This is a genomic window from Blastococcus tunisiensis (genome assembly GCF_900112815.1).
Taxonomy (GTDB): domain Bacteria; phylum Actinomycetota; class Actinomycetes; order Mycobacteriales; family Geodermatophilaceae; genus Blastococcus_B; species Blastococcus_B tunisiensis.
This window is the reverse complement of the sequence record NZ_FOND01000003.1, coordinates 351,939-365,722: the sequence shown is the minus strand read 5'-3', so window position 1 is coordinate 365,722 and position 13,784 is coordinate 351,939. Positions and strand designations below refer to the sequence as shown.

8 protein-coding genes are annotated in these 13,784 nt (G+C 71.2%); 3 read left to right on the top strand and 5 right to left on the bottom strand.

The window, feature by feature from the left end; genetic code table 11:
• From BM142_RS06210 to BM142_RS25115, 3 genes are all read right to left on the bottom strand, one after another.
• On the bottom strand, window positions 1-205 hold a 205-nt coding region (locus BM142_RS06210; RefSeq protein WP_175527126.1), incomplete at its 3' end, for a transposase.
• A 70-nt stretch (window positions 206-275) separates the two neighbouring features.
• The gene (locus BM142_RS06205; protein ID WP_175527125.1) at window positions 276-1,616 is read right to left on the bottom strand and encodes an AraC family transcriptional regulator ligand-binding domain-containing protein; all 1,341 of its coding nucleotides are present in this window, start codon (window positions 1,614-1,616) and stop codon (window positions 276-278) included.
• Window positions 1,617-2,290: 674 nt separating this feature from the next.
• Complete coding sequence (locus BM142_RS25115) at window positions 2,291-2,821, bottom strand: ATP-binding protein (RefSeq protein ID WP_254790590.1); 531 nt, start codon at window positions 2,819-2,821, stop codon at window positions 2,291-2,293.
• Between the two features lie 702 nt (window positions 2,822-3,523).
• On the opposite strand from BM142_RS25115, the gene BM142_RS06185 reads away from it, so the two are divergent.
• Window positions 3,524-5,233 (top strand): PP2C family protein-serine/threonine phosphatase, encoded by a 1,710-nt coding sequence (locus tag BM142_RS06185; RefSeq protein ID WP_092195866.1) that lies wholly within the window; start codon window positions 3,524-3,526, stop codon window positions 5,231-5,233.
• A 299-nt stretch (window positions 5,234-5,532) separates the two neighbouring features.
• On the opposite strand, the gene BM142_RS06180 is transcribed toward BM142_RS06185, so the two are convergent.
• The gene (locus BM142_RS06180; protein WP_092195865.1) at window positions 5,533-5,916 is read right to left on the bottom strand and encodes a helix-turn-helix domain-containing protein; all 384 of its coding nucleotides are present in this window, start codon (window positions 5,914-5,916) and stop codon (window positions 5,533-5,535) included.
• 192 nt (window positions 5,917-6,108) lie between these two features.
• The gene (locus BM142_RS06175) at window positions 6,109-6,435 is read right to left on the bottom strand and encodes a hypothetical protein (RefSeq protein WP_092195864.1); all 327 of its coding nucleotides are present in this window, start codon (window positions 6,433-6,435) and stop codon (window positions 6,109-6,111) included.
• A 403-nt stretch (window positions 6,436-6,838) separates the two neighbouring features.
• Here BM142_RS06175 and BM142_RS06170 point away from each other — a divergent pair, with 403 nt between their 5' ends.
• Entirely contained in the window at window positions 6,839-7,888 is a 1,050-nt protein-coding gene (locus BM142_RS06170) for an IS110 family RNA-guided transposase (RefSeq protein WP_092195863.1), read from the top strand.
• 231 nt (window positions 7,889-8,119) lie between these two features.
• The gene (mobF, locus tag BM142_RS06165) at window positions 8,120-13,729 is read left to right on the top strand and encodes a MobF family relaxase (protein WP_254790589.1); all 5,610 of its coding nucleotides are present in this window, start codon (window positions 8,120-8,122) and stop codon (window positions 13,727-13,729) included.
• Window positions 13,730-13,784 lie beyond the last annotated feature (55 nt).

Below are 13,784 nucleotides of genomic sequence, written 5' to 3'. Positions count from 1 at the left end.
CGAACTCCCGGGGCCGGTAGCCGTTGCGGACGTTGATCCGCTCGCTGCTGCGGGCCCCGTAATCGGCGCCGCAGACCGCGTCAGCCTCGGCACTCATCAGCGTGTCGATGAAGGTCGTGAGCATCTGGCGCAGCAGGTCCGGTGAGGCCTGGGCCAGCTGCTCGTGCAGGAAGTGGGCAGGGTCGATACTGCTCGGAGCGGTCATCGCGTGGCTCTCCTGAAGGACTGTGGAAGGTCTCCAAGAAGATCACGCGGTGGCCGCCTACACGTCTACGTCAACGCCCCTCACCGGGCCGGTCAAACACCACTCTGGTGGACGCCACTGCCACCATCTCGCGCAGTTCGGGGCTCTCCTCAGGGGTGGCCACGTACTGCGCCAGCCGCTCCGCGAGGTCCGCCGGCCATCCGCTCGACCCCGGTACCCAGATCCTGCCCACACCGGGTTCCCACAGCGCGACTGCGGAGCGGTCAGCGCCGGACAGCACCGGGACGGCCTCGGCCACCGACTGCGCGACCGCGCTGACCGTGCGGCGCCCAGCCAGTGAGCGGGCGACCGTGAGGAGCAGCCGAGCGGTCTCCTCCTGCTCTCGAACCTCAGTCAGCAGCACCGAGTTCTCGATGCCGACCGCCGCGTGCTGGGCGTATGCCGCGAGGAGGCCCTCGTCCTCCGGAAAGAACGCCTGCCCAGGGCTGGCCACCGCAGCCAGAACTCCATAGTGACGGGTCGCCGAAGCCACCTCCACTGCCAGGACCTCCGCGCCTTCGACGGATCGGATTCCTGGCTCCAGCGGCCTTTCCCTGAGGATTTCCAGCACTGTTTGGTCGAGACCGCGGGACCGCACATGGCGCACGCCTTTCGGCAACTGGAGATCGAGCAGGTGCCCGCGGGCGTGGACGGCACCATCGGCACGCTCGGCGACCCGGTCCAACGTCTCCTCCAGGGAGCCACCGCTGACCAAGTCCCTTGCAGCCGAACGGAGCCCGCGTAGCCGCTCCTCGGCGTGCGAGATGGCGTCCTGGCGACTCGCGGCAGCCACCGACAGCCCACGCCAACGACGCCACAATCCTCCGGCACGATGCTCCCGCCAGGTCACCGTGTATTCGCACTCGGGTGCGCCATCCACCTGGCAAGCCTTCTGCGCGACGCGCGCCGGCGGCAGACCGAAGAGCACAGGGACCTGCTCGATCATGCCGATGCTGTAGTCACAGTCCAGACGGGTGGGTCGCCGCGGTGGCAGGACGCGCCATGCCAGCTCCGCCTCCCCGGCCCGCGCAGCCACACAGCGGGTAACCGCCGCGCTGTCCAGCCGGGTCGACACCCGTGATACATGCCGAAACACGGCAGCAGGCGAGCCGAACACCCGCGTCAACGCCCGAACGGGTCCCAGCGCAGGATCCTCCAGGGCGACTGCCCCCAGTTTCAGCCCGAAGCGCGGGTCATCAAGCTCACGGGCGACCGCGTCGAAGAGCTGGAGCATCACGGAGTACGGCACCCGACCATGAGCGCTCTGCAGGTGCGCCTTCTCCGCAAGTAGCCCAGCCCGGTCGAGCACCTGGTCAACCGCCTGCTCGCCGCCCTCCTCCGCCACAATCCGCAAAATCAGGCGAGTGCTCAACGTGGAGGTACCGCCTCCCGCGGGTCCAGCGTTCATCTTAACTCCGTCTCAACTCGACCGTCTTCGCGCTCCATCCGGAACTCAAAATCGGTTCATTCGACTTATCGACCAAGAACGGTCGTCACATGGGGCGCGCAAACAATTTTCCCTCTCTAGGGGGAGTCGTCCTCAGCCGTCGGGTACTGCATTCATGCACATGCCAGACCGGATGCATCGACGAATGTCGGATAGTGACGCTCGACTGGAAGTATCATTGATTGCGCCCGCCCGCGCGTGAGGTTGTCCCGCGCATTGCTTCGAGGAGTGCGGAGAAGGCGGCCGCCGGGCGTAAGTTCGTCTGGACCTATTGCACTAAGGTGTCAGCGGTCTGCCGTGCGGCCAATCGCTCCAGCAACGCCCCGGCGACCCTCAGCAGCCCCCTTGGACAGCCCCCGACCTGCGTCTGTCCGTCATTGTGTGGAACCACCCCGGGACCCGGGCCCTTCGGCGTCCCCGGCGGCAGCGCCCGACGAATTGCTCCACCCCCAGCCAGGGCGAGCGGATCATCCGCCGCCTCATCGCCGAGCGCCGCATCTCCTACATCAAGCTCGGCAAGTACGTGCGCCTACAGCGGTCGGTCCTGGACGCGTTCATTAGATTTGGCCGGTTCGCCATTGTCGGCGGAGACGTGGCCTCTAAGGGGAACGCCGGACGATGTAGGCCCAGACATGCTTGCCTTGCGTGTCGATGAACCAGCCGTGGGCGGCGCAGAGCCGCGCAACCAGGTGCAGCCCGAGGCCGCCGTGGGCCGGATCGCGGTCGACGGCGGGGATGGGCCCTCGGTCGGTCGCGGCATCGACTACGTCGATGAGCCAGCCCTCAGCCGTCATGTGCAGGGCTATCGCGACGGGGGCGCGGCCGTGGCGGAGACCGTTGGAGGCGAGTTCCTCAAAGGCGAGAAGCAGGCGGTCGAGATCGTCCTCGTGGGTCTGGGCTTGACCGGTGGACGGAAGGATGTGATCGCGCAGGTGCATGCGGAGCCAGGTGATCTCCCCTGGCGTGGAGAGGGGCCAGCGCTGGGTCTTGGCGACCGCAGACCGGACGGTGGGCGGAGGCGACTTTGGCCAGAGGGTCTGGTGCACGCTCGCCCTTCTGACCAGGGGTTGGTCGCGAACCACGTTTCGACCGGACGTCGGGGCCGCGGCGACGAGCGGCTCGTTGATCATGTCCTGCCGCGCGCGCCGGAACCCGTAGCGGCCCGGACGTTACTCGCCGCCCGATGAGGCGCCCTCCGCCACCCCACTACTCGATCACGACGTGCGATTGCGTCTGGCCGCTCTGCGCCGCCTGGGTCAGATGGGATGGGTGTGACTGTTGAGGCGAACTGTCGTCACCCGTGGGTGAGGAGTGTCGTTGGTGTCGCTGATGACCTCGCAGGGGCGTGACATGTCGGGAGGGCCGCTGTCGCGGCGACAACCCCCCTCAGCGGTCGGCCTGTTGGCCCGTGAGCGGGTGGACGGTAACCGTCGTGAGCCGTCCCGAACCGTGCTGGTCGATGCGCTCGGCGTGCTCTCCGAGGGCGTCGTGGTCTTGGTGCGGGACTGCACGGTTCTGCACCAAGACCGGCTCGGCGGCGCGATCCTCCAACCACCGTTCCCTGCTGCATGCCAGGGACGCCGGCCACCGGCTTCGCGCTTGCACGCGCCGACCGACCGCTGGGCTGAAATCGGACGCCGTCGTGGCCGGCGGCTGCCTTCACATGCCGCATTTCCGAGATGGCCGAGCGGGGCCCAGATGGGGCGGGCAGGTCCTCCGGTCGCCACTACAGCCGCAAGGTTGCCGCAGTCACCTCAACCGGCGGACGACGGAACCGGCGTACTGTCCCTTCGATCCTCGGTGGTGGGATGAACAACAATTCAGGAGTCGTGGTGAGTGGGTCGGCTGCAGCCCGGCTCGGCCTGGCACCGCTGACCGCCGCCGTCGAGGCCGCACCCGATGGGTTCGCCGTCTTTGACGACGACTGGACCATCCGCTACGTCAACCCTGCCGGCGCCCGACTGCTGCAGCGCAGCCCGGCCGCGCTGATCGATCGCAACATCTGGATCGCGCTGCCCGAGCTCGGTGGCACGATATTCCACAGTTTCCTCCTGCACGCCCGCCGCACCGGCACCGCCGTCTCCTGGCAGGGCTACTACGCCCCGGCCGGCCGATGGCTGTCGGCCACCGCCGTCGTCGCCGGTGACCTGCTGCAGCTGTACTTCCGGCAGCGCAACGCCCAGCTCACCGAACGGCCGGTCGACACCGACCACACCGGCCCCGCCGACGAGGCCGAGAACGATGACGACATCGACCGGGATCGACTGCGCTTCCTCGCTGAGGTCAGCGAGGCGCTGACCAGCACCCTCGACACCGGCCAGTCCGCCGCCCAGCTCGCCGAGCTGGTGGTGCCGCAGCTGTGCGACTGGGCGCTCGTGGCGATGCTGGGCGAGGACGGCCGGCCCACCGGGGAAGAAGCCCGGGCGCACCGCAACCCGGCCGGCCGCGCCGACCTGGACACCTACCTGACCCGGCGGGTCCGTGGCACCGGCGACGACTCGCCGCTGCTGACCGCGCTGCTCACCGGCGAGCCGGTGCAGCTACCCACCATCGACCCGGAACTGGTCGACCCGTCCCTGGGCACCGAGGAGGTACGGACGGCGTGGCGGCGACTGGACACCACCTCGTGCACGATCGTCCCGCTGCGGGCCCGCACGGGGACCATCGGCGCGCTGGCGCTTATGAACACCGGCGACCGGCCGGCGCATACCGAGATAGAGATCGCTACCGCCGTCGAGGTCGCCCGCCGCGCGTCGCTGGCGCTGGACAACGCCCGGCTCTACAGCCGCCAGCTCAAGGTCGCCGAGACCCTGCAGCACAGCCTGCTCACCCCACCACCGCAGCCCGACCACCTGCAGATCGCCGTCCGCTACCAGCCGGCGGACAGCCACATGCAGGTCGGCGGAGACTGGTACGACGCCTTCCACCAGCCCGACGGCGCCACCCTGCTGGTCATCGGTGACGTGGTCGGCCACAACGTCGACGCCGCCGCGGCGATGGGCCAGATCCGCAGCATCTTGCGCGGCATCGCCTTCGACCGCCCCGAAGGGCCCGCACAAATCCTGACCCGCGTCGACGGAGCCCTCAGTGGCCTGCACGTCGGCACCCTGGCCACCGCGCTGGTCGCCCGCCTGGAACAGACGCCCGAACAAGCCCGCCGAGGCCGACGCACCCTGCGGTGGTCATCGGCCGGGCACCTGCCACCGCTACTGCTCCGCTCCGACCATCAGGTGGAGTTGTTGGACAGTCCCGCGGAGCGACTGCTCGGATCCGAGATCGTCAGCCGCCGGACCGACCACGAGCGCGAGCTGCACCCCGATGACACGGTCGTCCTCTACACCGACGGGATCGTCGAACACGGGCGCAGCGGCATCGACGAGGGCATCGCTGAACTCATCCGGGTGCTCGAGGAGGTCGGCCACCTTCCCCTCGAGGAACTCTGCGGCCAGGTGCTCTCCCAGATTGTGACGGGCCGAACCGACGACGACATCGCCATGCTCGCCGTCCGCTGTCACCCCGAGCCCAGCCAAGAGCCGACCTGACCGGCCCGGTTACTGCCCGTGCGAGGGCCGCCTCGGCGCCACCGTTCCCTGCGCCCACCGCTGAGCCGGACGCATCAAGTCCGGGCCCCGACGGGACCAGTCGGGCCCTGGGAGCGACGTCTGTCCCTCCACGAAAGGGCCCCGACCATCTCGCCGTCATGCAGACAGCTGGCCGGGCGCTGGTGCGCCCCGCCGCAGCGTGGCCGGCGGGTGCAGCAGATCCGTCCGGCGGACTCCCGGGTGGCCGGCCGGCCACTGCCGGTCCTTCAGTCAGCGGGGAGGGTCGCACAAGGGATCGACTAGCCAACAGGGGCGCCGAGAATGCGGGATAGCCGGTTTAGCGCCGTAAGGTCGTGCCGGTGGCCTCGGCCCTGCTCGATGCGCTGGCAAGTCATGATCGGCATACCCGCCCGCTCAGCCAGCTGCTGCAGGGACAGGCCGCGGGCCAATCGCAGTACCCGCAGCGGAGGCCGAGCCGGGTCGACGTCGTACAGAAGAACCGGGCCAACGCCGAGGGCGGCCGCCAGCGGCGGCACGTACCGCGCCTGCGGTGCATGCGCGCCCCGCTCCCAGTCCCGGATGCGGTCGGCCGAGCGCACGCCGGCCCGCTGGGCGAGATCTTCGCGGGTCAGCCCAGCGGCGAGCCGGGCCCGCCGCAGCCGATCGCCGGAGAAAGGCCCCACCGGCGCATCTTCGCACCGGGTGCGGGTTCATCACCACCGGTGCGTCGCAGTCCTCGACCTCGCTGACGCCGCACCTGGTTGCTCCAGGGCGCCCGGTGGCGGCTTGCGAGTCCCCGACCGCCCGGTAGCACCGCTCGAGTCACCTCAGCAGCCCCTGCGTCACTCGGTGCGCTCCGGCTCCGGCTGCGGCCGTCAGGAACTTCCCGTCGCGACCGGCTTCGCGGCGGCGGGCGATGGCCGGTCCGCCGTCTTCGTCAGCCGCCGGATCTCGGCAGTGTCCAGTTCGAGCAGCGCGGCCGCCCGCTCGGCCGAGACATCCTCGGCCAGGAGTGCGCGCAGCGTCTCAGCGAGCGTCGCCGTCGCCGCCTGCAGCCCCTGCTCGGCCTCCCGTCGCGCCTCCAGGGCCACGAGCGCCTCGGCCGTCGCCTCCTCGACCCGGCGGTCCTGTTCATCGCGGGCGGCGTCCAGTGCCCGTCGTCGCTCCCGCGCCTTCGTCAGCGCCGCCGCCTGCCGACTCACCGTTCTGACCACCGCTTCCTCCGCTCGCTCACCTGACCGATCGCCGGATCGTCACACGCCCTCATGACACGGCTCCCCGCCTGAGCGTCACCCCCAGCAGCCTGGCGACCGGAGCCGGCGTCACCCCGACCCCTCCGACCTGACACACCTCATGCATCTGCGGTAATGGACGTGCCTCGTCACCCCTGGCGGGGCGCTCGCGGGCGTCACCGGCGAGGCTCCACCTCATGCTGCCTGCTGCTGTTCGGGATGGCTTTCGCAATGACTGCCCGCCGGTGACGTTCGCCGATGCCCCGGGCGGTTGACGCCTGATAGGAGCGCCGGTTGCGACAGCCACCAAGTGCATGCGCTGCGCCCGGGGCGTCGGTGCCTCGCGAGCGGAGTCGACGAGGAAGGAGTCGGCGTGCTCGCCGGCATCGACACACACAAGGACACCCTGGCCCTGGCGGTCATCGACGATGCCGGGCGGCCGGTGGTGGTCACCGAGCTGGCCAACACCGAGGCCGGTTTCGACGCCCTCGAGCAGCTGCTCACGCGGCATACGGTGCGGCGGGTGGGCATCGAGGGCTCGGGCAACTACGGCCGCGGCGTCGCGGTCCGGCTGGTGCTCGCCGGCGGCATCGACGTGGTCGAGGTACCGCCCAGCCTCACCTCGCGGGAACGCTCCGGTCGACCGGGGGCGGGCAAGACCGACCCGGTCGATGCGGTCGCCATCGCCCGGCTCACCGCCCGCGAGCCTGGCCTACCCCCGGTGCGGCTGGCCGTCGGCCAGGCCGCCGACCTGCGGGCGCTGGCCGACTACCGCGCCCAGCTGGTCGCCGAGCGCACAGCGCTGGCCAGCCGCACCCACGCCGAGCTGCACGGCCTGCGGCCGGGCTACCAGCGCCAGGTGAAGCGGCTGACCGGCCCGACGTTCATCAGCGCCGCGAAGGATCTGCTCGCCGGTGACGACAGCATCCGCGCGCAGCTGACCCGCCGCCGGCTGACTCGCCTGGCCCAGCTGACGGCGGAAATCCAGGAGGTCACCGGCCTCATCTCCGCCGCGGTCGAGCGGGTCAAGACCGGGCTGACCGACGTCTACGGCCTCGGACCGGTCAGCGCCGCAACGATTCTGGGCGAGGTCGCCGACATCCGCCGCTACCGCTCCCGGCACGCTTTCGCCGCAGCCAACGGCACGGCTCCGATCCCCGCCTCCTCCGGGCGCACCACTCGGCATCGGCTCAACCGGTCGGGCAACCGTCAGCTCAACCGGGTGCTCTACACGATCGCGATCACGCAGATCCGCGCCGACACCGAGGGCCGGGCCTACTACCAGCGCAAACGCGCCGAAGGAAAGAGCGGCCGCGAGGCCATCCGCTGCCTGAAACGACGCCTCTCGGACGTCGTCTACAAGACCCTGCACGAAGACCTGGCCGCCGGGAGAGCCCCCGCCCCGGCCGCCGCAGGACGGTGAGTGCGGCAGCGGCAAAAGGGACGCGTCTTTACGGCCGAAGCCAGCTGCGCGACAGGCTCACAGTCCCTGACCTGCTCTTCGCTGCGGCCAGTCCACCGCACCCACCGCCGGCCAAGACGCTACGCCCGGCCGGCGTTGACACATAGGAGCTCATCACGGCTCGGACCGCCCCTTATCCGATGCTCCGCGGGGCCGGACCGTGGCAGAGGCGCTCGCGATTGTCGGGTCGTGATGACGCTGCACAAGCTCACCGCGGGGGACGGATACACGTATCTGACCCGCCAGGTGGCTGCGCATGACGCCACGACCCGCGGGTTCGACAACCTTGGCGACTACTACAGCGAGAAGGGCGAAGCTCCGGGCGTCTGGATGGGACGCGGGCTTGCCGCCGTGCCCGATTTTCCGGTCGGTGATCGGGTCACCGAGGCGCAGATGGTCGCGCTGTTCGGGGAGGGGCGACACCCGAACGCCGACCAGATCGAGCGCGACGCGCAGCTGGCCGGCAAGACCCCGCAGCAGGTCGATCAGGCCAGCCGCCTGGGCGCGCCGTACCGCATTCACGAGCAGGCCAACCTGTTCCACCGCCGCTCGGCAGGGGCATTCCGCGACCACAACACCGGGCTCGGCCTGCCCGCCGACACACCCGTGCCGGCCGAGGACCGAGCCCGTATCCGCACCGAGCTGGCCTCGGCGATGTTCGCCGAGACCTACGGCCGTCCGCCGGCCGACGCCCGCGAGTTGTCCGGCCATTTGGCCCGCGTTTCCCGCCAGGCCACCACCGCGATCGCCGGGTACGACCTGACGTTCAGCCCGGTCAAGAGCGTCTCCACGCTGTGGGCGATCGCTCCGCCAGAGGTCGCATCCGTCATCGAGCGGGCGCACGCCGACGCGGTGACAGACACCCTGACCTGGTTGGAGGACCACGCCGCCTACACCCGCACGGGCCGCAACGGAGTGGCGCAGGTGGAGGTACGCGGGCTGATCGCGGCGGCGTTCACCCACCGCGACTCACGGGCCGGCGACCCGGATCTGCACACCCACGTGGCCGTCAGCAACAAGGTGCAGACCCGCGACGGGCGGTGGCTGGCGCTGGACGGTCGGCTGCTCTACAAGAACAACGTCACCGCCTCCGAGCGGTACAACACCCGCCTGCAAGCCCTGCTCACCGAGCGACTCGGCGTCCGCTTCGCCGACCGCCCCGGCGCCGACCCGAGCAAGCGCCCGGTGCGCGAGATCGTCGGTGTCGATGGCGAGCTGCCCAGCCTCTGGTCGTCGCGGCGGGCGTCGATCGATAGCCGCCGCGCGGAGCTGTCCGCGCAGTTCCAGGCCGACCACGGGCGGCCGCCGACGCCGAAAGAGGCCGTGTCCCTGGCGCAACGGGCCAATCTGGAGACCCGGCAGCGCAAGCACCAGCCCCGCTCCAACGCCGAGCAGCGCGCCGCCTGGCGCACCGAGGCGCTGGCGGTGCTGGGCGGGGAGAGCGGCCTGCGCGACTACCTCCGCGGTGCACTCGCCCCCCGCCGCGGACCCGAGGCGAAGCGCCCGACGCGCAGATGGGTCGACCAGACAGCCCAGCACGTGCTGTCGACGGTGCAGAACTCTCGGGCGACCTGGCAGGTGAACCACGTCCGCGCCGAGGCCGAACGGCAGGCCCGCGCCGCCGCGATCCGGCTGACCGACCTCGACGGAGCCATCGACGCCGTCGTCGAGAGAGCGCTGTCCCTGTCGACGCCGTTGGGCAGCCGCGAGCCGGTGACCGAGCCCCCGGCGCTGCGCCGCTCGGACGGCAGCTCCGTCTACACCGTGGCCGGCTCGACGCTGTACACCTCGACCGAGATCCTCGCCGCCGAGCGCGCCATCCTCGCCGCGGCCGGACGCCGCGATGGACGCGCGGTGCCGGCTGCGGCCGTCGACGTCGCGCTGCTGGAGTCCACCGCCAACCGGGTCGAACTCAACCCCGGCCAGGTGCAGCTGGTCCGCGAGCTGGCCACCTCCGGCACCCGGGTGCAACTGGCACTGGCCCCGGCAGGCACCGGCAAGACCACCGCCCTGCGTGCGCTGTCCGCGGCATGGCGGGCCGACGGTGGGAACGTCGTCGGCCTTGCTCCCTCGGCCGCCGCGGCGGCGGTGCTGGCTGAGGAAGTCAGCACCGACACCGACACCCTCGCCAAGCTGGTCCATGCACTGGCCACCGGCAACGCCGTCCCGCCTTGGGTCACGCGCATCGGCCCGGACAGCCTCGTGGTCATCGACGAAGCCGGCATGGCCAGCACTTCCGACCTGGCCCGGGTGATCGCGTTCGTCACCGAGGCCGGTGGGTCGGTCCGGCTGATCGGCGATGACCAGCAGCTGGCGGCGATCGGCGCCGGCGGAGTGCTGCGCGACATCGTCACCACCCACGGTGCGGTCACCCTCTCGCAGGTCCTGCGCTTCACCGACCCCGACACCGGCGCTCCTGACCACGCCGAGGGCGCCGCGTCCCTGGCGCTGCGCGACGGCGACCCGGCCGCCCTTGCCTACTACATCGATCACGGACGGGTGCACGTCGGCGACCTGGCCACGGTCACCGACGACGCCTACGCCGCCTGGTCGACCGATCGGGCCGCCGGGCGCGACGCCATCATGCTGGCGCCCACGCGCGAGCTGGTCGCCGAACTGAACACCCGCGCCCGCCGCGACCGCCTCGCCCAGCAGAACGGGCCGGTCGGACCCCAGGTCACCCTCGCCGACGCCTCACAGGCCTCCGCCGGCGATGCGGTCATCACCCGCCGCAACGAGCGCACCCTCCCGATCAGCGCCACCGACTGGGTCAAGAACGGCGACCGGTTCACGGTCACCGCCGTTTACGACACCGGCGCCCTCGACGTCGTCCACCAGCGCACCGGACGGCGCCTCACCCTGCCCGCCGACTACGTCAGCGACCACGTCAGCCTGGGTTACGCCACCACCGTGCACGGCGCACAAGGCCTCACCGCCGACACTTGCTACACCGTCGCAACCGGCGAGGAGTCCCGCCAACTGCTCTACGTCGCCCTGACCCGCGGCCGGCACGCCAACCACCTCTTCCTCACGACCGCCGGCGACGGCGATCCGCACAGCGTGATCACCCGCGACGCGCTGCTGCCGCCCACCGCCGTCGACGTCTTGACTCGTGCGCTGGCTCGCGACGGCGCCCCGACCTCGGCCACCAGCCAGGCCCGCGAGCTGACCGATCCCGCCGCTCTGCTCGCTTGCGCCGCAGATCAGTACTACGACGCGCTCAATACCGCCGCGGAGGAGCGCCTGGGCCTGGGGGCGCTCGAGGCCATCGACGCTGCCGCCGACGCCGCGATGCCGGGCCTGACCATGCAGGCGGCCTACCCCGTCCTGCGCGCACACCTGGCGCTGTGCGCCGTCTCCGGTCGTGATCCCTCCGATGTCCTCCGGCAGGCCCTGGCCTCGGATCGACGTCTGGACGACGCCCGCGATGTGGCTGCGGTCCTGGACTGGCGTATCGACCCCACCGGGCGACACTCACCCGGGACCGGCCCCCTGCCGTGGCTGCCTGGCCTTCCGAAGACGCTCGGCGACGACCTCGAGTGGGGCCCCTACCTCGCCGACTCCGCCGACCAGGTCAGCTCACCGGCCGTCGATGTCGCCGCCCGTGCACGCGCCTGGACCCCCACCAGCGCTCCCGCGTGGGCGCTTCCGCTCATCGACCGCGATCCCCAGCTGGTCGCCGATCTCGCCGTCTGGCGCACCGCCCACGGCGTTGACGACGCCGACCGCCGTCCCACCGGCCCGGCGCTGCAGCGCGCCGCTGACGCCCGGGCCCAGCGGGCGCTTGACGACCGCGTCACGCGGCTGCTCGGCGACGGGCGCGCGCTCACCGCGCGCTGGGCGCCGCTCGTCGACAGCATCGACCCACGCATCGCCGGCGACCCCTACTGGCCGGTCCTGGCCGAACGGCTCGCCGCCGCCGACCGCGCCCGCATCGACATCACCGCGCTCACCCGGGCCGTCGCCGCCGAACGTCCCCTGCCGGACGAGCAGCCCGCCGCCGCGCTGTGGTGGCGACTGTGTCGGCACCTCTCCCCCGCCGCGATGACCGCCACCGGCGCCTCCGTCTCCGAAACGCTGCGCCCGGACTGGACCCCCGTCCTGGCCGATGTCCTCGGCACTGCAGCCGCCGAACGGGTGATCGCTGACGCTGCTTGGCCCGCGCTGGTTGCCGCCGTCACCTCTGCCCGCCACGCCGGCTGGCAGACCGACCAGGTGCTGTCCACGGCCCATGACCTACTGCGCGCCGGTCATCCCGACGACGACCAACTGCGGCCAGACGAGCTGGCCACCGCCCTGGTGTGGCGCGTCGGCGTGCTCATCGACCCGGCGTCCGGCGGACGCGTCCACGCACCGACGTCGCCGTCCATCCTTGAACACCTGCCCACAACCAACGGAGTTGCCGACGACGACTGGCTGGCCAGTCTTGTAGAACCCGACGACGCCGAACTCCTCCATGAGGAGCTGGATGGTGACGAGCCGGCCGCTGCCGAGCACCTCGCCTCGACAGGAGGCGACCGCCAGCCCGCCGACGAGAGTCGCCGAGCCGCACCTGACCGGGCTGACGAAGAAGAAGTTCGCGTCGACCGGGACCGTCTCCTGGAGCTCAACCAGCAGGCCGCCGACTTCTTCACCGCCCACTTCCGCGACTCCTGGGCACCGGCCTACCTCGCCAACCGGCTCGGCACCGACCTTGCCGACGACGAGCGGTTCACCATCGGCTACGCCCCCGACAGCTGGACCGCGCTGACCAGCCATCTGCGCCACCTCGGCGCCACCGACGCGGAGATCATCGCCGCCGGCCTCGGCAGCTACGCATCCACCGGTCGGGTCATCGACCGCTTCCGCAACCGGCTGGTATTCGCCATCCGCGACGGCGAGGAGATCCACGGCTGGATCGGCCGCCGCAACCCCGACCACGACCAGGACGGGGACCACGCCGTCCCCAAGTACCTCAACACCGCTGAGACCGAGCTGTTCATCAAGGGGCACGAGCTGTACGGCGTGACCGAAGGAGCCGCTGAACTGACCGCCGGCGCCGTACCGGTCATCGTCGAGGGCCCCCTCGACGCACTGGCAGTCACGCTCGCCGGCGACGGCGACTACATCGGCATCGCCCCACTGGGCACCGCCTTCACCGATGCGCAGGCCGAGGCGCTACGCCCATTCCTCGGCGACGGAAGGTCCGGGATCATCGTCGCCACGGACGCCGACCGGGCCGGACAGCAGGCCGCCCAGCGCATCTTCTGGCAGCTCACCGCCCGTGGTGACGATCCCCGCCACCTCGCCATCCCGACCGGCAAGGACCCCGCCGAGCTGCTGCAGACATCCGGCGCCACCGCTCTGCGTCGGGCCCTCGCAGCGTGCCCCAGCCTGGCCAGCGCGCTCATCGACGCCCGCGTCGCCGTCTACGCCGACCGGCTGGACACCGTCGAGGGCCGGGTGCATGCCGCTCGCCGCGCCGCCGAGGTCATCGCCGCTGTCCCGCCGACGAGCTGGCCGGCGCACCTCACCCACGTGGTGGCCAACACCGGCATCGCGCCCGACATCGCGCTATCCGAAGTCTTCGACGCCTCTCGGGCTCGGACAGAGGATGCACAAATGTCGGCACGGACAGTGCTGCCCGGCCGGCTGCCCGAGCCAGCCACCGACACGGGGATGGGGCCCTCCGTCCGCGTGGTGTCCGCAGCGGAGACAGAGGCGGAGACGCTGGCCGACAGTGTGCAGGAAGCTGAGCGGGCTGCATCCGCAGTGCGCCGCCCTGGCCTCCCAGCTCGGTCGGGGCCACGCCAGCGGTCGTGACACCGTGGGCAAGCAGCTCGTGGCACAGGTTCCACGGCGCAGGCATCACAGGCCA